This is a genomic window from Acidobacteriota bacterium (assembly GCA_012517875.1).
Classification (GTDB): domain Bacteria; phylum Acidobacteriota; class JAAYUB01; order JAAYUB01; family JAAYUB01; genus JAAYUB01.
The window spans coordinates 39381-64358 of the sequence record JAAYUB010000134.1; the positions used below are offsets into that span (position 1 = coordinate 39381).

Consider the following 24978-nt stretch of genomic DNA (forward strand, 5'->3'; position numbering starts at 1 on the left):
GGTCGGGCCCGCGAACCTTATTCCGACTGAGGAGGCGACATGCGCAACGCGACCATCGGCATCCTGCTGACGGCGATCCTGACGGCCGCCGGCATCCTGGGCGTGCCGGCGGCGGATCCGCCGGCGATCCAGTATCCCAAGACGGCCACGGTGGACCAGACGGACGACTACCACGGCACGAAGGTGGCCGACCCGTACCGCTGGCTCGAAGACGACAAGGCCCCGGCCGTGGCCGCTTGGGTGCAGGAGCAGAACGCCCTCACCTTCGGCTACCTGGACAAGATCCCTTACCGCGACGCCATCCGCAAGCGACTGGAGACGCTGATGAACTATCCCCGCTACAGCGCGCCGTTCCGGGCGGGCGATTACTACTTCTTCAGCAAGAACGACGGCCTCCAGAACCAGAGCGTGACCTATTACCAGAAGGGCCTGACCGGCGAGCCCCGGGTCTTCCTCGACCCCAATGCGCTCTCGAAGGACGGCACCACGCGGGCCGGCCTGGCCGGTTTCTCCGAGGACGACCGCTACGTCGTGGTCCGCTACTCGGCGGCCGGCTCCGACTGGGGCGAGTTGAAGGTCATGGGCGTGGCCAGCCGCCGCGAACTGTCGGACCACCTGAAGTGGGTCAAGTTTTCCGGCGCGGCCTGGCGGGGCAACGGCTTCTACTACAGCCGCTATGACGCTCCCAAGTCGGGCGAGGAGCTCACCGCCCGCAACGAGAACCAGAAGATTTACTACCACAAGCTGGGCGACCCCCAGGACAAGGACCGCCTCGTCTTCGAGGACCCCGAGCATCCGCTGCGCTACCACGGCGCCAGCGTGACCGAGGACGGGCGTTACCTGATCATCTCCAGCTCCGAGGGGACCCACGGCAACGAGGTGCGCGTCCGCGACCTGAAGCGCAAGGGCAGCCAGTTCCAGGTGCTCTGCCCGGGCTTCCGGTACAACTACTCGATCATCGACAACGTGGGCGATCGCTTCCTCGTCCACACGGACCACGGGGCGCCCAACTATCGGGTGGTGCTGATCGACCCGCGCCGGCCCGAACCGGAGAACTGGCAGACCGTCGTCGCCGAGAAGAAGGACGTGCTGCGCGGCGCCTCGACCGCCGGCGGCAAGCTGTTCTGCACCTACCTCGTGGACGTGTCCACCCGCGTCTACCAGCACGCCCTCAACGGCAGGCTGGAAAAAGAGATCGAACTCCCCGGCCTGGGATCGGCGGGCGGATTCTACGGCAAGAAGAAGGACACGACCCTGTTCTATACCTTCACCAACTTCACCTATCCACCGGTGATCTTCAAGTATGACCTGAAGACGGGCCGGAGCGAGCTGTTCCGCCGCACCGAGCTCCCCTTCGACCCGGCCGGCTTCGAGGCGAAGCAGGTGTTCTACCCCTCGAAGGACGGCACGAAGATCCCCATGTTCATCGTGCACAGGAAGGGGCTGGCGCTCACCGGCGACAACCCCACCTACTTGTACGGCTACGGTGGCTTCAACGCCAGCATGACACCGTCGTTCAGCGCCACGCTGATGCTCTGGCTGGAAAGCGGCGGCGTCTACGCCATGGCCAACCTGCGGGGCGGCGGCGAGTACGGCGAGAGCTGGCACCAGGCCGGCATGCGCGAAAAGAAGCAGAACGTGTTCGACGACTTCATCGCCGCGGCCGAGTACCTGATCCGCGAAAAGTACACCTCGTCGGAGCGGCTGGCCATCGCCGGCGGCTCCAACGGCGGGCTGCTCGTGGGCGCCTGCATGACCCAGCGCCCCGAGCTGTACAAAGTCGCCCTGCCGGCGGTGGGCGTGATGGACATGCTCCGCTTCCACAAGTTCACGGTGGGGTGGGGCTGGACCGTGGAGTATGGCACCAGCGACGACCCCGACCAGTTCAACTACCTGAAGGCGTACTCGCCGCTCCACAACCTGAAGCCGGGCGTGCGCTATCCGGCCACCCTGGTCACCACCGCCGATCACGACGACCGCGTGGTGCCGGCCCACTCGTTCAAGTTCATCGCCACGCTGCAGGCGTGCCAGGCCGGCCCGGACCCGGTGCTCATCCGCATCGAGACGCGCTCCGGCCACGGCGCCTCTTCGCTCACCAAGGGCCTCGACCTTCAGGCGGACACCTGGGCGTTCACGTTCTGGAACATGGGGGTGAAGCCGAAGGTCGGGGAATAGGTGGCGCAGGCGTCCCGCCTGCGGAAGTGAACGGTGAACAGTGAACAGTAAACAGTGAGGAGATAGGAGGTGGCAGGTAGGAGTTAGGAGATGGGAGTTGGGATGCTCCCGATTTCCAGACAGTCGAGATGATTGGCCCGCCGCCGGCGGGACGTGCTGTCGGTTGTATTAGAATGAATCGGTGAATCGGGCAGAGGGCTCCGCCGGGACGCTCTGCCCGATATTTTTCTCGCGCCTGCAAACCTGGACCCTGCAAATCTCGAATAATCGATAGCGCCGGCCTCCCGCCTGCGAGACGGGCGTTCAATACCATTCGCTCGAGCGGACGGCCCTGACGGACGGCCGCCCAGCGCACACGTTGGAGCAGCGGTTCGAATCCAGCAGAGCGACAGGAGGGTGACAGCATGAAGCTCGGTACCCGGTACATACCAGTCATCGTGGCTTTCTTCCTCGGAATTGGAGGATCTGCGGCTGTAGCCCAGATGGTGACTTACAACGGCGGCGTCACGCATACGGGCTACTACGACGAGCCGCCGCTGCATGAACTGAAAGGGTTGAAATGGAAATACGACACCGGCGCCGACCTGGTCACGTCGCCGCTGCTGGCCTATGGCGGCTGTCTGTTTTTTGGGGATGGAGCCGGGTGGTTTCACGCCGTCGATATTCAATCAGGAAAAGAGAGGTGGCGATTCAATGCCGGCCAGACTGTCGCCGGCTGCCCCACCGTCTTCAACGACAAGGCCTACTGGGGCTGCGGAGCGGGCATTCTCTACGTGCTGGATCCGCGTTCGGGCAAGGAACTCCGCCGATTTCAGACTGATGGTCGCCTCGAGAACCGAGATGGGGCGATTTGTTTCCCGCCGCTGGTTCATGACGGGATGGTTTTCTTTACCAGTCATGACCACAGTCTCTATGCGTTGGATGTCGACTCCCTCGAGATCAAGTTCAAGCTCCAGACCGAGAACTCCATGTGCTGCAGCCCTTCCCGGTGCGGCAATGTCATCTATCTGGCCAACGCGAGCGGATACGTCTCTGCGATTGACGTGAGCGCGCGTGCCGTGATCTGGCGATTCAAAGCCGCGAAGAATGTCTATCATGCGCCGGCCATAGCCGACGGGATTGCGTATTTCTGCAGCCAGGACCACTTCGCCTACGCGGTGGACGCAACCACCGGCAAGGAGATATGGAGATTTGAGGCCGACGGCGTGATCAGCAAGGAGCCCGCGATTCACAACGGATGTGTGTATTTCACCACCCTCTTCAGCCACCTCTACGCGCTGGACGCAAAGAGCGGCCGATTGATCTGGGACGTCCGGAAGGAGGGTAAAGCGTATTCCAAAGCGATCGTCGCCGGCGATGTGGTCTACTGGGGCGGTGGCGATCATCATCTCTATGCGCTCAGCGCTTCGAGCGGCAAGATGCTGTGGCGGTTTGAGGCTGATGCGGCGGTCAATTACCCGAGTTGTCATGGCGGCATGGTGTTTTTTGGAAGCGGTGGCAGCGTCTATGCCCTGGAATAATGGTCGTGACGGCGAGCCCCTGGCTACCAAGAACAGTGAACGGTGAACAGTGAACGGTGAACAGTGAGGAAAATTGGTGAATCGGTGAGTCGGTGAATCGGTGAATCGGGAGACGTCAAACGTCAGACTTAAGACTTAAGACTTATGACACTGATTTCCGCGTCGGGCGGCGCCGGCGGCCCGGCTGCGCAGTAACTGCGGCGTGTAGCCCGGGCCGAAAGGCCCGGGTGGGGCGGATCCCGTACGGCGTGGGCGAGCCGCGCCAGCGGCGACAGGAATGGATCGGGATCAGTGCCCGATGATTCACGCGTTGCTAATATGTTCGAACGGATTTGAAAGGGTCCAACCCATTCACCCGTCTCCGTCGCTCCCGCGGAGCGCTGATTGCTCCACCCCTCCGCCGACCCGGACCTGTGGGTCCGGGCTGCATGCCGCTGCCGGTTGCGACGCAACCGCCCTCCCCGTGTTTTCTCGCGCCCCTGCAGGGCGCGGGCCGGCTCGCGATGCGTCGCCCCCCCTGGGCCTGCGGCCCAGGCTATTGACCGCCGTCCCTCCGGGCCGGATGCGTGCGTTCCATGACGAAATGATCGGCAGACGTCCTGCCCCTCACGATCCGGCGAGGGGCCGGACGCCGAGGACCGGCGAGGCCGGTCCAATGTGGGTAGCCCCGAGTGAAACCTGGGGTGGGCTGGCGGCCGGCCGATTGAGGGCGATGACCCGCGAGGCGGGTCGAATGTGGATCCGGTCCGTCGGTGACGGGGGTACGACGGGCGCGGATGTCCGTCGCATGTTCGACCCGCGTTGCGGGTCGGACCCTTCCCCCACCGACCCGGCACACCCCGGGCTCGCGCCCGGGGCTACCCATATCCGACCCGCCCTGCGGGTCGCTCCGGCTCACGCCGGAGCGGAACAGACCCCAGCTTTAACCTGGCGATACATTCCAAATAACACTGCCACTGCCACCCCCATTCTGATCTCCCGCTATCCATGTTATCGCCGCCATGTTTTGGATGCTGCAGAGCGGGTTGACACGGATGGGTTCGGATGGTAAAGGACGATAACGATATGGCCATATCTGATTTCCGGAGCGCGATGCAATCACGTCTTGTGTTCTGTGCGGACGGGAAAGATCACACCAGCCGTGAGGCGTCCGATACGCTCGCTCCTGAAGGCAAACTGGCTGAGGACGAGCTAATGACGTGACGGAGACATGACATGCGCAAGGAGTACGGAAAAGCGCTCCGGCAGTATTTCTCAAAGCAGATGAAGGAGCGACTGCCGGAGTTCAAAGAGGAAAAGGTGCAGTCCGTGTACCTGTGGCCCGGGCAGCGGGCGTTCAGCCGGCCGCTCTCCGGCTCGCTGAAGTGCTGGATCGTGCTCAGCCCCAGTCCCAAGGACTTCGACGAGTTCACCGTCCTGATCGGATGGTCGACGCTGGGGCGGTACCCGGAGCTCTCGGTGATCCCTTCTCCCCAATCGCCGTCGCCGGACCGGGTGGAATTCAGCCAGCCGGAGTACCTCACGCGACTCCCGCAGCTCTGGACCCGGCAGGACGAATGGTGGGTCATCCAGGAGTTCGAGCCGGCGCTCACCGTGGAGCAGATGACGGCCCGGATGGCGCCCATCCCGGCGCCGGCGGCCGAGGAGAAAGTGATCCCCCGCGTGCAGGAGTCCATCGACAAGGTGATTGAATACGGCCTCCCCTATCTGTCCGAGTTCGTGCGGTCGAGGGGCGAGGGCGGCTGAGCGGGCGTTCCCGGCGGACGCGCGCCGCGCACCCCGCTGCTGAGGCGAAGTGCTGACGTCACACATATACACGACTGACAATGTGCGGTACCGAATGTCCATTCGGCTACGAGCCGGTGTCGCCGTTGCGAGCGGTTGTTAGCCGGCTAGTTCAGAAGGTCACCATGCCAAGTTTCCGGTTGAACGCGTCTCGGTTCATTGTCGGCATGATGCTGATCGTTTTTGCATTCTGATTTTTCTATTCGTCAAGGGGGACTACTCGACCCCCGGGGCGATTGGGATCGGCATCATCGGCCTGGTAAGCATTGCGATCTCGAGAAGAAAGTAAATGCTCAACCCAGGCCATTTCACCGGCGGCTGCCGCCGACATGCGGATCGCGGCATCAATGGTTGCCGGCTTTCACCGGACGTCGCTTCGGCATATGCCGAGCGCGTCGGTTCGCCCGCCCGCGGCTGAGCTGCTGGTTGTCGGGCAAAGGAGGAAGCGCATGACACCGCAAACCCTTGCGGCCCTGGTGGATGCGTTGGTGGCGCTGACACCGGGCAGCCCGGAGGCGGAGCCCATCCAGCACGCCATCGAGAGCCGGCTGATGGACGCGCTGCGAAACGGCAGGCGTCCGGCAGGTGAGGGGCTGGTGGAGTCGCTCGCCGCGCACGGCTACACGGTCCAGCGGCTCGACGCGCTCCCCTGCATGTGGCGGGTGGCGCTCCCCTCGCCGCGGGTGCTGGAGATCTGGTTCACGGGGGGCGAGGCGCCGGTGGTGGCCGCGGTGTCCTACCGGGTCGGCAAACCGTGGGGCAGCCCGGCGCAGCGACGGGCCGCCAAACTGCAGGCCGAGTTCTATCGGCGCTACGAGCGGCTGGCGCCGGACGGCGGCGAGCTGGCGACGGACGACCGTCTGGTTCAGCTCGTGGGCGAGCTCGAGGCCGACGTGAACAACGGCGGCTTTGGCCAGTATCTCGGCAACAAGGGCGCGGCACGTGCCCGGGAAGCTCTCGCGTGCCTGTTCGCCATCGGTGCCGGGCAAACGGCCGGGTGGCTGCAAGCAGCGCTTGAAGGCAGCGGCGCGGAGGACCTGTCGCGCCTCGACCAGGAGTTTTACGAGGGGGCGGAGGACCTGGCAGCGTTGGCCATGGCGTACATCAAACGCAGAACGTGACGGCGCCCTGGACGAATCAGCTTCCTTCCGGAAGGGAGCGATAGAGGTCAACCGCAGAAGCGGGAGGCGGAGGACGCAATGGCGTCTGGCGATCCCCCGCTCAACAGCGGCGCGTTCCATCCGGCGGCCAACCGGCTCCATCCGCTCCTCCGTCCTGCCTGGCGTGTGGCCGGCCACCCCTGAACGCGGCACGCGCACACGGCCGTCACCGGCCGAAATCCGGTTGCTTTTCCGTCTGCAGATGTCCCAAAATGAGATCCAAGCAAGAACGGAACGTGCAGAATGGCGGCGCCGCAGAAAAGTCCAGCGGGGCACGGGAGTGAACGATGAGTGACGAATGGTCCGATTCGGCGGCTCCTGTTTTTGACTCCGAGTATGCGTCGATTCTGGCGGTTGTGGACCAGCGCATTCACCTGGAATGGCGTGCCCACCCGGAACAGCATCTGGATGCAGCCGGCGGGCATCTGATCGAAGCGGCCCGTCATCTGGGCCGATTGCTCCGGGTCATCTATCGCCACCGACTGCTGGACGCTCTCCGCGACGAGTTCATGTGGTATGTCCATCTGTTCGCCGCTCACGGTTGGGGGCACGATGCGTTATCCTTGGTTCTTGACAGCTGGATCGTCGGCATTCAAGGGCTGATTCCGACGCCGGAGTGCAACCAACTGGCCGCACCGCTGCAAGCCCTCCGGGACGACTTGTCCCACCTGTTCGCGACGGCCGAGGCCGGGGACGGGACCGGCCGGCCGGCCTTCGACCCGCGGCTGATGGACGATCTGTTGCGGGGCGACGTCCAACACGCGCAGCAGCGCCTCCTGTCGAGCACAGCATCCGTCGCGACGCCGGACCGCTGGATCGTGGACATGCTGCTCCCGGCCATGGCCGAGGTTGGCAGTCGGTGGGAGCGACACCAGATTGAAATTTACGAGGAACACCTCGCCTCCCAGGCGATCAAAAGCCTCCTGATCCGGCTGCCGGCGCTGCCGGCCGCTGCCGCGCCACTGATCGGACGGACGGCGCTGGTCACGTGCGCCCCCGGCGACGAACACGACCTGATCCCGATGGCCATGAGCGCGTATCTCGAGACGAAAGGCTGGCAGGTGAAAAACCTCGGCGGCAGCCTGCCGGTCGGGCAGATTGTCGCCGCCGCGACAGCCCTGGAACCGGACGTGCTGTTCATCACCCTGACGATGCTGTTTCTGATCGATGAGCTGCTCGCGGTTCTGGATGGATTGCGCCGGGACTACCCGGACGGCAAGGTGATCGTGGGAGGCCGCGGAACTGTGGCCGCACAGGCCTTGCTGGAAAGTCGCGGGGCCTTCGTGGCCCGGGATTTTGATCACGGACACCGCCTGGCTCTGCAGGTGAGCCATCATGCGTAGTCTGACCGCTCTGCGGATGGTCATCCACGATCGGTCGTCCACGGCGGGTTCGCTTCTCGGCGTGGTGGCCATCGTGTTTTTGGTCGGGCAGCAGCTGTCCATTCTGTTCGGGCTGTTGAATTACATGTCCGTTCTGGTGGATCACAGCGGCGCGGACGCATGGATCATGAGCCGGAACGCGCGCAATGCCGATGCCGGGTTTTTAATCTCGGATCGCTACATCGATCGGATCATCGGATTGCCGGAAGTCGCCTGGGCCGAGCCGGTCCTGATCGGGAACGGGCTGTTCCGAACCACGGATGGTTCGTATGAGTCGGTTCGGGTGGTGGGCAGCCGCCGGCCGCGATTTGCAGGCGGGCCGTGGCGATTCGCCCAGTCGAATGAGGATGCGTTGCTGGACCTGGAATCCGTCACCGTGGACCGCCTGGATCTGGACAAGCTGGGCAATCCGGGTCTCGAGGAGATAACGGAAATCGGCGAACGCCGCGTCCGCGTGCGGGCGGTCACGGAGGGAGCCCGGGGCTTTCAGGGGACACTGGTCTTTGCCTCCATCGAGAAAGTCAGGGAAATCGCCCGCACGCCGGCGGGGATGGCCTCCGTCATTCTGGTGCGCTTCGTCGACGGTTCCAACGCTGCGGCCACACTGGCCAAGTTGCGGACGATCATGTCGTTCGCGAGCGTGTACAGCACCGCTGAACTCGCGCACCGGACCCGGCTGTATTATTTTACCAACACCGGTATCGGCGGCAGCTTCGGCTTCTCCACGGTGATCGCGGTCCTGATCGGCGTGGTGATCATTTCCCTGACCATGTACACCAGTGTGCTGGGCCGAACGCAGGATTTCGCGGTGATGCGCGCCATCGGCGGCCGCAAATGGGACATCGCCGTGGTGGTGTTCGTCGAGGCGCTCATCATCACCGGTGTCGGTCTGTTCGCCGGTTTCCTGATGCTGGCCGCTTTGCTCAACACCACCGGAAATTCCTCCATCCCCAGCTATCTGCCCGGTGTTGTGCCGCCCGTCCTGGCGGCGGGGACCTTGATCGTCAGCCTGCTGGGTTCCGCCATCGCTCTGCGCACGGCGCTCAAGGCCGATCCGGCGGCGGTATTCCACTGATGAACGGGGCAGTCTCATGGTGACGTTGCGATTGGAGGGGATCGCGAAGGATTTTTCGGACGGGCGTCAGATCCGCCGGGTGCTGTTCCCGACGGATTTGACGCTGTTGTCGGGGAAACTGATGGTTGTCTCCGGCCCTTCGGGCAGCGGCAAAACCACGCTGCTTTCCATCATGGGGCTTGTGCTCCGACCGTCCGAAGGCCGGCTGTTTCTCAACGATCAAAACATCACGAGCCTGTCCGACAACCAGTCGGCGGATATCCGTTTGCGGAACTATGGTTTTGTGTTTCAGCAGCCGATGCTGATCGAAGGTCTCAGCGTGATGGACAATATCTTGTTGGCCATGGCGGTGCAGGGTGGACGTCCGCCGGCAACCGCGCGGGCGAAGGCCCGCGGTCTCCTGAAGAACCTCGGTCTCGATGACGTGGGCCATTTTCAACCGCGCTTGCTGTCCGGTGGAATGAAACAGCGGGCCTCCATCGCTCGGGCCCTGGTCAAGGACCCGGCTGTTCTGCTGTGCGATGAACCGACATCGGCACTCGATGCCGAGAGCGGACAAGGGGTGATGGGCGTTCTCAAGCGCATCGCCATCGAGGAGCAGCGGATCGTCGCCGTGGTCTCGCATGACGCCCGGGTGTTCCCCTACGCCGACCGCCTCATCAAAATCGAGAATGGCCGTGTGGTCTCAGATACGATGGAACATTATGTCAGACAATAGGATATGACGCCATGAAATTGCCGAAATGGATCATTTGGTTGATCTTCGTAATTGTGGTGATCGCCGGATCCTACTACACGGTTGTATCCCTCCGCCGGGCGGCGGCGCCGCCGGAGCCGGCCAAAACACCTTCGCTGGACAACGCCCCGGTCCGGCTGTATGGCCGCGTGGAACCCCTGCACCGGGAGGTGTTCCTCGGGCCGCTGCAACCCCGCCGCGTGACGAAGATCCTGGTCAAAGAGGGAATGGAAGTCCATCCGGGGCAGGTGCTGGTGGAGTTGGATTCGGATGTGGAGCAACAGGCGGCCCAGCTTGCCCGCTTGCGGGTCCTGGAATTGGAATCCCAACTGGACAGGCTCCTTGACGAACTCAGGCGCGAGGTTCCGCTGACCGAGATCCGCCCCGGTGAAATGCAGAACGCCCTGCAGGTTTTGGTACTGCGGGTTCGGGAGCTGGAATCCCGGCTGGATCTCGTTCTGGATGAGCTGAAACGCAAGGAGCCGTTGTCCCAAATCGGAGCGGTGTCGGAGCAGGATTTCAGCCAGAAGATTCTGGAAGCGAAAAGCATCCGCAGCCAGATCGCCACCGCGACAGCGGAAGCGGAATTGGATTTCCAGCAGAAACAGTTGCAGGCCGAAAGCATCCGCCGGCAGATCGCCACTGCCAAAGCCGAAGTGGAATTGAAACGCCGTGAGCTGGACAAGCTGACTCTGGTTTCACCCATCGAAGGGATGGTGTACAAACTGGACGTTCGCATCGGCGAGCTGCTGACCGCCCAGGATTACGCCCGCATCGTGCTGGGCGAAAGGCGGAAACAGATCCGGATGTATGTCGAGAGCTACTGGTTTGGCAAGATCCGCCAGGGGGATCGGTTTCAGATTCGAGATGGCGAAACTCTGGAACGGATCGGCGAGGGAACCGTCACCGAGGTTTCCCAGTATGTGGGCGTCCGGGATTTTCGGACGGAGGATTCCATGGAACGCCTGGATACAAAATACGCGCAGGCGATTCTGAGCGTGGACAACAGCACGGACATCCCTCTCGGCAAACTGGTGCTGTGCGATCGCACACTTTCGGGACAATGATACCGTGCGCCGTGCGCCTGCAGCGGCATCTGCGACGACCGGCTCGATCTCTGCGGGTGGCGCAGGTTGGCGTGGACTCTGATTGGTTCGGCCGGTCCGGGGCCGAGAATCGGCCATTCATGAAAACCCGCCGGTCGTCATGAACAGCGCGCGGGGCCTGGTATCCAGGCCCCGCATTGTTTTGGTCAGCAATAGCGGCGCTTCCCGGTGAGCGGGCCGCCGAGACTCCGCCGCGATCAGGCAAGGTCGAACCGGTCCAGGTTCATCACCTTGTTCCACGCCGCCACGAAGTCGTGGAGGAACTTCTCCCCAGAGTCGGCACAGGCGTACACTTCCGCCAGCGCCCGGAGCTGGGAATTGGAGCCGAAAACCAGGTCCACCCGCGTGGCGGTCCACTTCAATTCGCCCGTCTGGCGATCGCGACCTTCGAACAGGTCCTTGGCGTCCGAGACGGCCTTCCACTCCGTGCCCATGTCGAGCAGGTTCACGAAGAAGTCGTTGGTGAGCGTCTCCGGCCGCTGAGTGAAGACGCCGTGCCGGGTCCCGCCGACGTTGGTGTTCAGCACGCGCATCCCGCCCACAAGCACTGTCATTTCGGGCGCGGTCAAGGTCAGGAGCTGCGCCTTGTCCACCAGCAGCTCTTCGGCGGTGGCGGCATAGCGGGCTTTCTGGTAGTTGCGGAATCCGTCTGCAACCGGTTCGAGCACGGCAAACGAAGCCGCATCGGTCTGCTCTTGAGAGGCGTCCATACGCCCCGGCGCAAACGGCATCGTCACCGCGTGGCCGGCGTTCTTAGCCGCCTGCTCGATGCCGGCACAACCGGCCAGGACGATCAGGTCGGCCAGCGAAACCTTCTTGCCGTCGGACCGCGCCGCGTTGAACGCACTCTGGATGCCCTCCAGCGCCAGGAGCACTTTCGCCAGCTGTTTCGGCTGGTTGACCTCCCAGTCCTTTTGCGGCGCCAGGCGGATGCGCGCGCCGTTGGCGCCGCCGCGCTTGTCGGAGCCGCGGAAGGTGGAGGCGGCCGCCCAGGCGGTGGAGACCAGCTCCGAGACGGACAGGCCGACGGCCAGGATCCGGCTCTTCAGGGCGGCGATGTCCGTGGCGTCGATCAGCTTGTGATTGACGGCCGGGATGGGATCCTGCCAGATGAGCTCCTCGGCCGGCACCTCGGGCCCGAGATAACGCGCGCGGGGTCCCATGTCGCGGTGGGTCAGCTTGAACCACGCGCGGGCGAAGGCGTCGGCGAACTCGTCCGGGTTTTCCATGAAGCGCCGCGAGATTTTTTCATAGGCGGGATCAAACCGCAGCGACAGGTCGGTGGTCAGCATGGCGGGCGCATGACGCTTCGTCGGGTCGTGCGCGTCCGGCACAGTGCCGGCGCCCGCGCCGCCCTTCGGCGTCCACTGGTAGGCGCCGGCCGGGCTCTTGGTCAGTTCCCACTCGTAGCCGAACAGGTTCCAGAAGAAGTTGCCGGTCCACTTCGTCGGCGTGGTGGTCCAGGTCACTTCCAGGCCGCTGGTGATGGTGTCGCCGCCCTTGCCCGTGCCGAAGCTGCTCTTCCAGCCGAGGCCCTGTTCCTCGATGCCCGCGGCCTCGGGCTCCGGCCCCAGATGTGACGCCGGGCCGGCGCCGTGGGTCTTGCCGAAGGTGTGGCCGCCCGCGATGAGGGCCACCGTCTCCTCGTCGTTCATGGCCATGCGGGCAAAGGTGTCCCGGATGTCCTTCGCCGCGGCGACCGGGTCCGGCTTGCCGTTCGGGCCCTCGGGGTTGACATAGATGAGGCCCATCTGCACGGCGGCGAGGGGATTGTCGAGATCCCGGTCCCCGGAGTAGCGCTGGTCGTCCAGCCACTTGGTCTCGGCGCCCCAGTAAACATCTTTTTCCGGTTCCCAGATGTCCTCGCGCCCGCCGGCGAATCCGAACGTCTTGAACCCCATGGATTCCAGCGCGACGTTACCGGCGAGGATCATCAGGTCGGCCCAGGAGATCTTGCGGCCGTACTTCTGCTTGATGGGCCAGAGCAGCCGGCGCGCCTTGTCGAGGTTGACGTTGTCGGGCCAGCTGTTGAGGGGGGCGAAGCGCTGGTTGCCCCGGCCGCCGCCGCCGCGGCCGTCGCCGACGCGGTAAGTGCCGGCGCTATGCCACGCCATGCGGATGAACAGGGGGCCGTAGTGGCCGAAGTCCGCGGGCCACCACTCCTGTGACTGCGTCATCAGCTCGCGGAGATCTTGTTTTACGGCCGCCAGGTCGAGGCTTTTAAACTCCTTCGCGTAGTTGAAATCCCCGCCCATCGGGTTGGACTTGGACGAGTGCTGGTGCAGGATGTCAAGTCGCAGCTGGTTCGGCCACCAGTCCCGGTTCGTCGTCCCGCCGCCAGCCATGTGGGGGGGGACGCGTGCATCGTTATCTACAGTCATTTGATTGTACCTCCATTGTTGATGTGCCGTCTGGACTCGCCCCAACCCTCCATGTCACCGGTTTGGTCAGCACGCGCCGCCGGGACCGGCGGTTCCGTTACGCGCGTCCGGCGGTGCTTCACGGGCACTTCTTGAATACCATGAACCAGTCGAGAACCTTCATGTCCTTGTCCGGCTTGTCCACGCGCTGCTTGGCCACGCCGCAGGAACCGGGCGGTGGAACGATCACATCCTCGCCCGGCTGCCAGTTTGCCGGAGTGGCCACCTTGTGCTGGTCCGACAGTTGCATGGCCATCAGCAGCCGCTTGACTTCTTCCATGTTGCGGCCGTTGCTGAGCGGGTAGTACAGGATAGCCCGGACCACGGCGTTCGGATCGATGATGAAGACCGCCCGGACCGCTTGGGTGGTGCTGGCCGCCGGCTGCAGCATCCCGAAGGCCTTGGAGACTTCCATGGTCAAATCGCTGATCACCGGGAAGTTGACTTCGATGTCCTTCATGCCCTTATATTCGATTTTCTCCTTGATAGTGCGCAGCCAGGCGATGTGGCTGTACGTGCTGTCAATGGACAGCCCGATGAGTTTGCAGTTCAACTTCTCAAACTCCGGCTGCATGTGTGCGAACGTCATGAACTCGGTGGTGCACACCGGCGTGAAATCCGCCGGGTGGGAAAAAAACACCACCCATTTCCCCGCGTAGTCGTCAGGGAAATTGATGGGACCCTGGGTCGTTTCCGCCTTGAAAGCGGGCGCCTTCTCGCCGATCAATGGCAGTCTGACAGTTTGTTCCATCTCATCCTCCAAAAATTGTGATATATGGCGTATACAGATCAATAATTGGACGTGCGGCTCAATGCCGGCATCCAGTCTTGACCGGGGAATGTGGTCCCACTCGGCCGGCCGTCGATTGCCGGCAGTTGAGGCAGATTCCGAAGAAATCCAACCGATGGGTGACGATCTCAAAACCGGTTTCGCAGGCGACTTCGCGGGTGAGCGCCTCCAGGCTGTCCAGGTTCGGATCGAGAATGGCCCCGCACCGCGTGCAGATCAGGTGTGGATGCGGGTGCGGCTGGTGGCCATCGTAGCGATTCCCGCTGTCGGCAAAACCTAGTTCCAGCACCTCGCCGATCTCCTTCAGGACACCGATGGTCTTGTAGATCGTGGCCAGGCTGATGGTAGGAAAGCGCACCCGGACCTCGTCGTAGACCATCTCGACGTTGGGGTGCCACTCGCTGGCGGCCAGCGCCTCGATCACCGCCAGGCGCTGGGGGGTGATGCGGAACCCGCGGCTCCGCAACCTGGCCAGCATTTGTCCAACCCGTGACGTCGCTTCGGTAGCCGTTTTCGTATGTTTTAGCACGTAGATACATTATCGTAGTAGTATGATTTTGTCAATAAATATTATCAATAAATAATAATTGCTGATAAGAACTAGCAACCGATCCGATGGCGGTGAAATCCGATGCCGTCCCGGGCGGTTTATGTTAATCTGCCCATCGAAAAAGAACATTGCCGGATCTCGATGAGGTGACCATGAATTACCCCGTCTGGGAACCGTACATCGCCAACGGCGTGCTCATTGGCGTGATCGCCATCGTCCACGTGTTCGTGTCCCACTTCGCCATCGGCGGCGGGCTGTACCTGGTGCTCGCCGAGATCTGGGCGCGGCGCCGGAACGACGCCGCCCACCTGGCGTACCTGGAACGGTACTCCCGGTTCTTCGTTCTGCTCACCCTGGTGTTCGGCGCCGTGACCGGCGTCGCCATCTGGGTGACCATCGGGCTGATCCACCCGGTGGGCACCAAGTGGCTGATCAACCACTTCGTCTGGGGCTGGGCCACGGAGTGGGTGATGTTCTTCCTGGAGATCACCGCCGCCATGCTTTACCTGTACGGCTGGCGGCGGCTGTCGCCGAAACTGCACCTGGCCATCGGCTGGATCTACTTCGTCACCGCCTGGCTGTCGCTGGTGATCATCAACGGCATCCTCACCTTCATGCTGACCCCCGGCGGCTGGCTGGCTTCGGGCAGCTTCTGGGAAGGATTCTTCAACCCCGGTTTTCTGCCGGGGATGGTTTTCCGCACCGGCATCTGCCTGGCCCTGGCCGGCCTCTACGCCTCGCTCTCGGCGGCCCGGGAGCAGAACGCGGAGCTCAAGACGCGGATTCTCCGCTTCAACGGCTCCCTGACGCTGGGGGCGCTGGCGGTGGGCGTGCCGTCGGGCTACTGGTATTTCCTCACGCTGCCGCCGGTCGCGGCCGAGCAACTGGTGTCGGCGCGGGTACCGGCGCTGGCGGTGCAGGTGATGCTCGCGGCCGCCGGAGTGCTGGCACCGGCGGTCCTGGTTCTGCTGCTGCTCATCCCCCGACGAACCGGCGCCGTCGCCGCCGGCGTGATGCTGGCACTGGCGCTTGTTTCCATGGGCGGCTTCGAGTGGGCCCGCGAGGCCATCCGCAAGCCGTACGTCATTCACGAATTCCTCTACAGCAACAATCTGCTGGCGCGCGACGCGGCCGCGCTGCCGGCCGCCGACCCGCTGCCGGTGACCTTTTCCACCGGGGACCGGGGCCGCGACCTGTATCTCCACGGCTGCCGCTCCTGCCACACCATCGACAGCTATCACCCGCTGCGGGAGTATGTGGCCGGTCTCGATGAAGCCTGGATCGCCGGCATCATCCCACGACTCCATCTCTACCGCGAGAAGATGCCGCCGTTCCCGGGCAACACGGCCGACGCCGAAGCCCTGGGGCGCTACCTGAAGTCCGTGGCCGGACCCGATCCGCTGGTTGACGGACGGCTGAGCGCCGCGGCGCAGGATGCGCTTGCATTCAGGCGGCGCTGCGGCGGCTGTCACACCCTCGCCGGCAATTTCCGTCCGCTGGCGGACGCCTTTACCGGCCTGACGCCCGCGGACGCGGCCGACATCGTTGCCGGCATCGGCGACATGTCCGATTCCATGCCTCCCTTCACGGGAACCGACGAGGAAAAGGAACAGGTGGCCCGCCACCTGACCGGAGGTGCACAATGAACGTCCTGCAATCGTTCGGACCGGTGTTGGCCACCGCCGGACCGGCCCTGGTCCAGCCGGCGCCCTACTGGCTGCTCACCGCGCTCCACTGGCTCACCTTCACCCTGCACCTGGTGGCGATGAACCTGCTGTTCGGCCTGCTGCTGGTGCTGCTGCTGGCCCGCCGGCATGCGACCGTGCGGCTCCTGGAAGAGACCGCCATCAAAATATTCCCGGTGGCGATGGCCGCCACCATCACCCTGGGGGTGGCGCCGCTGCTGTTCACCCAGGTGGTGTACGGCGAGTTCTTCTACGCCGCCACCATCATCTCGGGCTGGAACTGGTTCCTCCAGATCCCGGTGGTGATGGTCGTATACTACCTGCTCTACATCGTGGCGCTGCGGAAAAACCTGTCGGCCGGCGTCCGGCGCGGCCTGCTGGCGGCGGTGGCGGTGGGCTTCGTGTACATCTCCTACACGTTCACCATGATCTCGGACCTGGCGGAGAAGCCGGCCCTGTGGGCAGGGCTCTACCGGTCGTCGCCGGAAGGCGGCAGCCTCAATCCGCACGTGGCGGAGACCATCTGCCGCTGGGGCCACTCGATCGCCGGCGCCGTCGCGGTGGCCGGGATCATGATCCTCTGGTTCGCGCTCTTCCATCCGCAGCTGAAGGGGCGGACCGACCTGCTGGCGCTGGGCGGCCGGGTGTTCGTGGTCGCCGCGGTGAAGGCGACCATCCTGAGCCTGATCTACCTGGCACTCATCGACCGGACCGTTTTGGGCCGGTACCTCGAATCGCCCGCGCTGCACGCGCTTGTCACCGCCATCGTCCTTAACGTCGCGGCGGGAGTGCTCGCGTGGCGGGTCCGGCACGCGGCGCGCCCGCTCGGACACGTGCTGGCCGCCTCGGGACTTGTCTTTCTCGGCGTGGCATGCATGGTGGCGGCGCGGCATCACCTGCGGCTGGTGTACCTGCGCGACGCATTCGATCCGGCGGTCCTGGCCGTGATTCCGCAGTGGGGCCCGCTCGCCATGTTCCTCGTGACGTTCGTCATCGGCCTGGTGGTGCTGTACTGGATGCTGCGGCGGTTTTTTTCCGCCCCACATCCAGCGTGACGGGCGCGCCCAGCGCCAGACCGGAACTGACTGACAGGATCGTTTCGTCGTCGCGCCACCGGGCGGGGTGCGGGCGCCGCACCCTGTGGCGGCCCCGGGTGCCGCTCCGTGCGGACAAGCAAAAATTTGTGCGGACAAAGCAGCCGTTTGCCGCTATGCTGCAGGCACAATCTGAGGTTGGCTGGATCCGTTTGATTTGGAGTTTGTCGGATGAGCATCTTGGCCGATGGCCTCATCGTCCTGGGGCTGGCGATCGCAGTGGCAGTCATCTGCCACCGTCTGCGCATTCCGGCGGTGGTGGGTTTCCTCATGACCGGGGTGATCGCCGGTCCCTGCGGTCTGGCGCTGGTGCCCACTACGACCGAGGTGGACCATCTCGCCGAGCTGGGCGTGATCCTGCTGCTGTTCACCATCGGGGTCGAGTTTTCCCTGACCCAGCTGCTGGCCATCCGCCGCTACGTCCTGCTCGGGGGCACCCTCCAGGTGGGGCTGACCGCCGCCGTGGCCGCCGCTCTGGCGCTCGGCCTGGGCCGGCCCTGGGGGGAGGCGGTGTTCATCGGCTGGCTGGTGTCGCTGAGCAGCACCGCGGTGGTCCTGAAGCTGATGCAGGAACGGGCCGAAGTGGACACGCCCCACGGTCGAATGATCCTCGGCATCCTGATCTTCCAGGACATCATCGCGGTGCCCATGATGCTGGTCGCGCCGTTGCTGTCCGCCAGCCATGCCGGCGGCGTCGGCGCAATCGCCCCCCTCCTGGCCAAGGGGGCCGCCATCATCGCCGTCACCGGCCTGGCGGCCCGCTGGGCGGTGCCCCGGTTGTTACACCTCGTGGCGCGCACCCGAAACCGCGAAGTGTTCCTGCTGGCGGTGATCGCCGTCTGCCTGAGCGTGGCCTGGCTGACCGCGACGGCGGGCTTGTCGCTGGCCCTGGGCGCGTTTCTGGCCGGACTCATCATCTCCGAATCCGAGTACGGCCTGCAGGCGCTGGGGAATATCATCCCCCTGCGCGACGTGTTCACCAGCTTCTTCTTCGTTTCGGTGGGCATGTTGCTCGATACCGGCTTCCTCGTCCGGCACCCCCTCCTGGTGACCGTGGCGGTGCTCGGCGTGATCCTCGTCAAGGGGATGCTGGCCGGCGTCACCGCCTGGCTCATGGGTGGTATCCTGCGAGCGTCGGTCGGGGTGGGGCTGGCGCTGGCCCAGGTCGGTGAATTTTCGTTCATCCTGGCCCGGGTGGGGCAGGCGAACGGCCTCATGGCGGACTGGGTCTTTCCGCTCTTTCTCGCGGCTGCGGTGGCCAGCATGGCCGCCACGCCCCTGACGATGGCCGCCGCGGACCGCGTCACCGCCTGGCTCAGCCACCTGCCGCTGCCGGAGCGGGCGTGGTCCGGCCGCTTTCCGGCGCTCCCGCGCGACGTCGGGCCCCTGCGGGATCACTTGGTGATCGTGGGCTTCGGCGTCAACGGCCGCAACGTGGCCGCGGCGGCCAGGCGGGCTGGCATTCCGTACATCGTGACGGAGCTCAATCCGGATACCGTTCGCCGCGAGCAGGCCGCCGGCGAGCCCATCCTCTTCGGCGACGCCAGCCGCGAGCTGGTGCTGGAGCACGCGGGCGTGGCGGCGGCGCGGGTGGTGGTGGTGGCCATCAACGATCCGGCGGCCACGCGGGCGGTGGCCGCGGCCGTGCGCCGGCTCCACCCGGCGGTCCACCTGATCGTGCGGACGCGGTACCTGCAGGAGGTTCAGCCTCTGGCGGCGCTGGGCGTGAGCGAGATCATCCCTGAGGAGTTCGAAACCTCGGTGGAGATCTTCACCCGCGTCCTGTCCCACTACCTGGTGCCCCGCGACGCCATCGAGGAGCACGTGGCGGCGATCCGCGCGTCCGGATACGCGATGTTCCGCAGCCTGTCGGCCGGCGCGGCGCCGCTGCCCGCGCGGTCCGAGATCAACATCGCCGCGGTGCGCCTGGAGGCCGGGTCCGAGCTGGCCGGGCAGACGCTGGCGGAGGCGCGGTTGCGCAACCGGTTCGGTGTGACCGTGGCGTCCGTCCAGCGTGACGCCGAGACCCTCGATGCCGCCGCGGCCGATCTGCGGCTGCAGGAAGGGGACGTCCTGTACGTGATCGGCGCCCCGGACCGCGTGGCGGCCATGGGCCGGGCCTGCCGGGGTTGCCGGCCGGGTGATAATCTCTGAGCCGGCGGCGCCGGGACCATCGATGGACATTGTGACCGTCCAATCGGAACATCCTTGGGTGCGATCCGGCACGCTGGTCGGATCGCCACGAGCGTAGCCAGGCGCAGCCGGGCAGCGCCTGGACATGCCCGGGTGTCTCGGGAATGCACCTCCCGAGGATGGGGCGCAGAGACGTGCGGCGTCTGCGACCACCCGTTCGCCGCGCCCCGCGGCCGGATTCAGAGAGTCAGATCGCCGCTGAGGCAGCCGCAGAGGATGAGCAGATCCTGCACCGTCACGGCGGAGTCGTCGTCCAGGTCCACGTTCACACATCCCTGGGTGGTCAGGGCGGCTTGGCCGGTGAAGTGGTAGAGACAGGCCAGCGCGTCCAGGACGTTCACGGCGCCGTCGAGATTCGCGTCGCCGGGCAGTCTCGACAATCCCTCCGTGTAGGTGATCTCCAGGTACGTGCGGCTGCCGGCGGAGTATTCGCTCGCCTTGAGCTGGGTGATGGTGGCCGAGTCGTTGACCAGCAGGAAGCCGAAATTGTCCTCGACGCCGTCCACCCATTGCCGGACCTGCGCGGTCACGTCGATGGGCGGGTAGAAGCAGTGGTCGCAGCCCTGGGTGATCGCCGACTGGCCCAGCCATTCGCCGTAGTCGCCGCCGGGCTGGGTCCAGCTCTGTCCGGACCGGGCGCTGTTCCAGGTCACCTGGGATTCCGTCCAGGCGCGGGTGACCCGGTACAGGTCCATGTATTGACCCGGCTGCCAGTTGCTTTGCCCCCAGCCATAGAAATTGACTGCTGCGGCTATGATCTGCTTGCCCTGCAGTTCGGCCGGCAGCGCGAACCGGATGATGAAATGGTACAGGCGGGTGTAAGCCGTGTTGCCGAAATTTGTGTTGGGCTGGGTTGGATCCAGGAAGGCGTCCTCGACCTCGGTGGTGTCCTCCAGCCGGATGGTGTGGCTTTCGTCGGGCACGTAGACGGCGGCTTCGTTGCTGTACGCCGAATCACCGAATCCGTTTCGGGCCTTCACCCGGTAGTGGTAAGTGTGCAGCACATCCGGATGGATGTCCTGGTAGGTGGTGGTGTCGGCCGGCAGGGTGTCGTTCAAAATTTCGAAAGAGCCGCCGTCGACGGCCCGCTCCACCACGAAATGATCTTCGATGGTGGAGTTGTCGGTCCAGCTGAGGATGACATAAGCGCCGCTGAGCACAGCGCCCAGGCCGCTCGGGGCGGGCGGCGGCGTGGTCGAGAGCACCGCGGTGTCAATGGGAGACGGGGCGGAGGCGCACTCGAAGGTGAAGGCCACCACCCGGTATGCGTACGTGCCGTCGGGCAACGGCCCGCCGCCGTGGTTGTCATCCGTGTAGCCGGTGTCGTCGGTGCCCACTTCGGCGTAGTTGTTGTCCCAGTCGCCGCCGTCGTATTGGCGCTGGATCCTGAAGCCGGTTTCCTCGGGATCGTCGGAGTTGTCGGTCCAGGTCAGATGCACCCGGTGCTGGTTCTGGTCCGGTGTGGCCTGGAGGCCGGACGGGGCGGGCAGGCACTCGTCGCCATCCCAGCCGGCCAGCCGGGCGAAGAGCCACCAGGCCGCCCGGCCCTTGAGAATGCAGTTGAGATTGGCCGCGGCGGGATTGTCCGAATGGGCGCAGCCGGTGCAGCCGCTGTAGCCGGGCACGCCGTTGCCGGTGGTCAGCAACGCCAGTTCGGACGTCGGATTCGCGGCGATCCACTGGGCGGCCCAGTTGCCGCCGCTGTAATCCAGGTTGTCATACAGCCCCAGATTCCAGAAGTAATCACCGTCCGGGTCGTAGGCCTCGATGTCGGCGAAATCGAACAGCACCCGGCCGTGATTCTGGCAGTGCTGGCGGATGTACTGATTGTTGAAATGGACATTGCCGTTGCCCGTGTCCGGATTCTGGTACGCATATTCCCCTTCGCCTTCCGCGTGACCGGTCATGAACACGAAGGTGACGTCCGGATACTCGGCGATCAGTTTTTCCATGTTGGTGACGTAGCGGGGCGCGTTGTGGCCGTTGATGCTGCACCAGGACCAGATCACCACGTTGATGTGGCTGTTGGACGGGTTGTCCAGCAGCGTCCGGGTGGCCACGACCCACGGCGTGTCGCCGTTTGCGTCCACCCAATCCCCCTGGCTGAGGTCGGCGCAACCCGGGATGCCGTAATCATCCAAGTCCAGGGCGCCCGACGTGGCGCCCGAATCGTCCCAGTTGTATTTGGTCCCGAAGGGAGGGTAAGCGCGCAGGCTGCTCATTCCGGTGATCAGCTGGCTGCCGTGCGAGGTGTGCTGGTAGGCGATGTGGAGGTGCGACTTGGCCAGATCAAGCCATGCGTCCGGGATCTGCGCCAGGTCTGTGTTCTGGTGGCCGATCACCATGCCCTGTCCCAGGCACGACGCCGCCAGACATCCGCCCAACAGGCATTTCCAAAGCAAGCGTGTCAACATGTGCATCCACTCCGTGGTAAAGTCGGGAATTTTGTTGTTGCAATATTGGTGCCAAATTGTCACAAATGTATCGCTTGGCCGACCATCGGTCGCCACTCCATCCGGTTTTGGCGCATTGTTTAGATATTAAAAAGCATTACGAAAATTCCCGCGGTGATCCGGCTGTGAAATTCCGGAGCCCGAGGAGCAGACCCGGGAATGTCACCGGTTACAATATTCATCACCGGTTGATGAAAACTGTTAACGGCCCGATCCAGACCTGGAGCGCATTGACGGTGATGGGAACAGCGCCCATTCTCAGCCATGACGATCGGAGCGCGGCCGGAACCGTTGACCAGCCTTACAACCTCCCGTATACTCAACATTCGGCCTCAACACACCCCGTCGGAGGACAACCGCATGAAGAAGATGACCGAGGAAAATCTCAAGGCCGCGTTCGCCGGCGAGAGCCAGGCCCACATGAAGTACCTGGCCTTCTCCCGGAAGGCGGAGGCGGAAGGAAAGCCCAATGTGGCCCGGCTGTTCGCGGCGGCCTCGTTCGCCGAGCAGGTGCACGCCACGGCCCACCTGCGCGTGCTCAAGGGGATCGGCGGCACCGCCGACAACCTGGGCGCCGCCATGGCCGGCGAGGCGTTCGAAGTGGAGGAGATGTATCCGGCGTACATCGCCGCCGCCGACGCGCAGGAGGAGAAGGCGGCGAAAACCGCCTTCCACCGCGCCATGGATGCGGAGGTGGTCCATCACCAGCTCTACAGCCGCGCGAAACAGGCGGTGGAAGCGGGCCGGGACGCCGAAATCGGGCCGGTCTGGGTCTGCGAGGTCTGCGGCCACACTGTGGAAGGCGCGGAGCCGCCGGACCAATGCCCGCTGTGCCAGGCCAGGAAAGAGCGCTACGTCAGGTTCTGAGGCCGCCGGACGCGGCAGCGGAGATCAACCGACATCGGACGGAATGAGCCGGCGCGGTCGTCGGGCCGGACGGGCGGCGGACGACGGTGCCGCCGCTTCAGAAGACCCGGGCGACTGTGCAATCCTCGGCCACGCGGTCACGCAAGGTGCACGCCCGGCAGAACGGTGACTCGTTGTCGCCATGATGGAACGCGCCGCGGAAACGGGCGGCGGCTTCGCCCTTCCAGATCGCCGTGACGGAGCCGTCCGGGAGAAGAGTCCCGAAGGCGGCGTCGTTCCGGTAATCGAACTCGCACGCTACGATCTCGCCGCCGGCCTGCAGGGTGACGCGCTTCCAGGGTCGGACGCAGCGGAAGGCGCGAGCACGGCGGCGCCGCGTGCCGGTTTCGTATTCGTAGCGCTGGTAGCGTGAGTCGCCGGGCGCCCAGCGGTCATCCACATCGGCGCCATGGACCGCGGGCATGTCCACCGTCTTCAGAGTGAGAAAGTCGACACCCAGTTCCCGGGCCATGGCCTCGACCATGGGCAGCTCGTGCTCGTTGTGCTGCATGACCACGAAGCGGATGTTGATCCGCGGCCGGTCGGCCCCGAGGCGCCTTCGGGCATCCAGAATCCGGCGGATGTTGTCCGTGGCCGCCGCCAGCGTGCCGCCCTGGCGGTATTTCTGATAGGTTGTCTCGCTGGCGCCGTCCACTCCGACGATGAGGGTGTCCAGCCCCGACGCGACCAGTTCCCGGATCCGCGCGTCGTCGAGCCGCATGTTGGCGTTCGTGCTGCAGTGGGTGAGAATGCCCCGCGCGCGGGCGTAGGCGATCATCCGGCCCAGGTCGGGATTCAGAAACGGTTCGCCCCAGTTCCAGAGAACGATCAGCAGCAGGTAGTCGCCCAGCTCGTCGATGAAGGTCCGGAACGTCTCGAAGGGCAGGACCGCGGCCCGCCGGGACGGGGTGACCGAGGTGGTCAGGCACAGTGGGCAGCTCAGATTGCAGATGTTGGCCGGTTCCACCTGGGCGAAAACCGGTCGGCCCAGGGGGCGGCGGGGCAGGACGAATTGGTTGAGGCCCGCCAGAAACAGGTTGGCGATCTTGCGACAGGACAGGCCGGTCGCTTCGTAAGGGATCAGCTCGAACTGGAAACGGAAACGCCTCCGGACCAGCAGGTTGAAGATTTGGGGAGCGATGTCCCGGTAGTGAAAGATTTTCATAGCCGCATGACCGAGTGTCCAAGAGGCGGATTAAATCATATCCGCCGTGCCTGTTCAAGCCGAAACCGTGCGAGCACACCCCGGGATGCCGACGTGAGAATTAGCAGTTGCGCTCAGAGATGGATCTGGCACAATCGGAAGCATGCACGATGCCGCGCGCCGAGAAGCGTTCCGCCGCATATGCCGCAGCTATGAGATTCTGTGGACGGGCCCGAACGCCGCGGCCGTGGATCTCGGCGCCCAGGCCCGCCTGGAGGAGCTGTATCGCCGGGTGATCCAGGCCGATGACATGCGGACCGCGCTGGCGGCGTCAGAACCACGCTGGATTCTCGATCTCGGCGCGGGGCGGGGGTCGCGGCTGGTGCAGCTGCTGGCGGACTCCGGCTGCCGGATCGTGGCCCTGGACTGTTTCCCGGCGTTCGCCCGTCTGGACCTGCGGTACACTGGTTGGAAGGTGTTGGCGGATGCTGCGGCAGCACCGTTCCGGCCGGGCTGCGCGGCGCTGGTGGTTTCGGCGCACCTGACCCTGAACAGCCCGCAATTTGCCGATCAGGAAGACCGGCGGGCGTTTGTGGCCGAGATCGTCAGGCTCCTGCGGCCGGGCGGGGTCTTCTGGGGCGAGGAGCGCCGGCTGATGCCCGAGGACTTTGCGCCGTTCGCCGAAGTGGCGGATTACTACCACCTGGCAGCCTTGGACGTTCATTGCTTCCGCAAATCGGAGCGGCCCTGAGGGGCCGGGTCAATGCCACTGGCACGGCCGACGTCGGCCCGCCCGGGGCGAGC

General features: G+C 64.7%; 18 protein-coding genes. 13 read left to right on the top strand and 5 right to left on the bottom strand.

Annotated elements, in window-relative coordinates:
• Positions 1–39: 39 nt before the first annotated feature.
• From GX414_13695 to GX414_13730, 8 genes are all read left to right on the top strand, one after another.
• On the top strand, positions 40–2175 hold the full coding sequence (locus GX414_13695; GenBank protein NLI48154.1) for a S9 family peptidase: 2136 nt from the start codon (positions 40–42) through the stop codon (positions 2173–2175).
• Positions 2176–2579: 404 nt separating this feature from the next.
• Positions 2580–3695 carry a PQQ-binding-like beta-propeller repeat protein gene (locus GX414_13700; protein NLI48155.1) on the top strand — a complete coding sequence of 372 codons (1116 nt, stop codon included), beginning with the start codon at positions 2580–2582 and terminating at the stop codon, positions 3693–3695.
• A 1215-nt stretch (positions 3696–4910) separates the two neighbouring features.
• Entirely contained in the window at positions 4911–5441 is a 531-nt protein-coding gene (locus tag GX414_13705; GenBank protein ID NLI48156.1) for a hypothetical protein, read from the top strand.
• Positions 5442–6031: 590 nt separating this feature from the next.
• The gene (locus tag GX414_13710; GenBank protein ID NLI48157.1) at positions 6032–6601 is read left to right on the top strand and encodes a DMP19 family protein; all 570 of its coding nucleotides are present in this window, start codon (positions 6032–6034) and stop codon (positions 6599–6601) included.
• 326 nt (positions 6602–6927) lie between these two features.
• Entirely contained in the window at positions 6928–7983 is a 1056-nt protein-coding gene (locus tag GX414_13715) for a cobalamin B12-binding domain-containing protein (protein NLI48158.1), read from the top strand.
• Positions 7976–9097: an FtsX-like permease family protein gene (locus GX414_13720; GenBank protein NLI48159.1), complete on the top strand. Its 1122-nt coding sequence runs from the start codon at positions 7976–7978 to the stop codon at positions 9095–9097. Before GX414_13715 ends, GX414_13720 begins: the two co-directional genes overlap by 8 nt.
• Positions 9098–9113: 16 nt before the next feature.
• The gene (locus tag GX414_13725) at positions 9114–9815 is read left to right on the top strand and encodes an ABC transporter ATP-binding protein (protein ID NLI48160.1); all 702 of its coding nucleotides are present in this window, start codon (positions 9114–9116) and stop codon (positions 9813–9815) included.
• A gap of 11 nt (positions 9816–9826) precedes the next feature.
• Positions 9827–10900 (top strand): biotin/lipoyl-binding protein, encoded by a 1074-nt coding sequence (locus GX414_13730; GenBank protein NLI48161.1) that lies wholly within the window; start codon positions 9827–9829, stop codon positions 10898–10900.
• 236 nt (positions 10901–11136) lie between these two features.
• Here GX414_13730 and katG read toward each other — a convergent pair whose 3' ends face one another.
• From katG to GX414_13745, 3 genes are all read right to left on the bottom strand, one after another.
• Positions 11137–13320, bottom strand: coding sequence for a catalase/peroxidase HPI (gene katG, locus GX414_13735; protein ID NLI48162.1), 2184 nt, complete (start codon positions 13318–13320; stop codon positions 11137–11139).
• A 118-nt stretch (positions 13321–13438) separates the two neighbouring features.
• Positions 13439–14110, bottom strand: a complete 672-nt coding sequence (locus GX414_13740; protein ID NLI48163.1) for a peroxiredoxin — start codon at positions 14108–14110, stop codon at positions 13439–13441.
• A 58-nt stretch (positions 14111–14168) separates the two neighbouring features.
• On the bottom strand, positions 14169–14627 hold the full coding sequence (locus GX414_13745) for a transcriptional repressor (GenBank protein ID NLI48164.1): 459 nt from the start codon (positions 14625–14627) through the stop codon (positions 14169–14171).
• Between the two features lie 224 nt (positions 14628–14851).
• Here GX414_13745 and GX414_13750 point away from each other — a divergent pair, with 224 nt between their 5' ends.
• The 3 genes from GX414_13750 (at position 14852) to GX414_13760 (ending at position 19632) form a co-directional block, all read left to right on the top strand.
• Positions 14852–16345 (top strand): hypothetical protein, encoded by a 1494-nt coding sequence (locus GX414_13750; GenBank protein ID NLI48165.1) that lies wholly within the window; start codon positions 14852–14854, stop codon positions 16343–16345.
• Positions 16342–17439 (top strand): hypothetical protein, encoded by a 1098-nt coding sequence (locus GX414_13755; protein NLI48166.1) that lies wholly within the window; start codon positions 16342–16344, stop codon positions 17437–17439. The genes GX414_13750 and GX414_13755 overlap by 4 nt, the downstream gene beginning before the upstream one ends.
• 210 nt (positions 17440–17649) lie before the next feature.
• Positions 17650–19632, top strand: a complete 1983-nt coding sequence (locus tag GX414_13760) for a potassium transporter KefB (GenBank protein NLI48167.1) — start codon at positions 17650–17652, stop codon at positions 19630–19632.
• A 218-nt stretch (positions 19633–19850) separates the two neighbouring features.
• Here GX414_13760 and GX414_13765 read toward each other — a convergent pair whose 3' ends face one another.
• A complete protein-coding gene (locus GX414_13765; GenBank protein NLI48168.1) occupies positions 19851–22085 on the bottom strand; it encodes a DNRLRE domain-containing protein in 2235 nt (744 codons plus the stop codon).
• A gap of 399 nt (positions 22086–22484) precedes the next feature.
• Between GX414_13765 and GX414_13770 the strand changes: the two genes are divergently transcribed.
• Complete coding sequence (locus GX414_13770) at positions 22485–22991, top strand: rubrerythrin family protein (GenBank protein ID NLI48169.1); 507 nt, start codon at positions 22485–22487, stop codon at positions 22989–22991.
• 97 nt (positions 22992–23088) lie between these two features.
• Here GX414_13770 and GX414_13775 read toward each other — a convergent pair whose 3' ends face one another.
• Positions 23089–24195, bottom strand: coding sequence for a radical SAM protein (locus GX414_13775; protein NLI48170.1), 1107 nt, complete (start codon positions 24193–24195; stop codon positions 23089–23091).
• Positions 24196–24337: 142 nt separating this feature from the next.
• On the opposite strand from GX414_13775, the gene GX414_13780 reads away from it, so the two are divergent.
• Positions 24338–24925 (top strand): class I SAM-dependent methyltransferase, encoded by a 588-nt coding sequence (locus GX414_13780; GenBank protein NLI48171.1) that lies wholly within the window; start codon positions 24338–24340, stop codon positions 24923–24925.
• Positions 24926–24978: the final 53 nt, after the last annotated feature.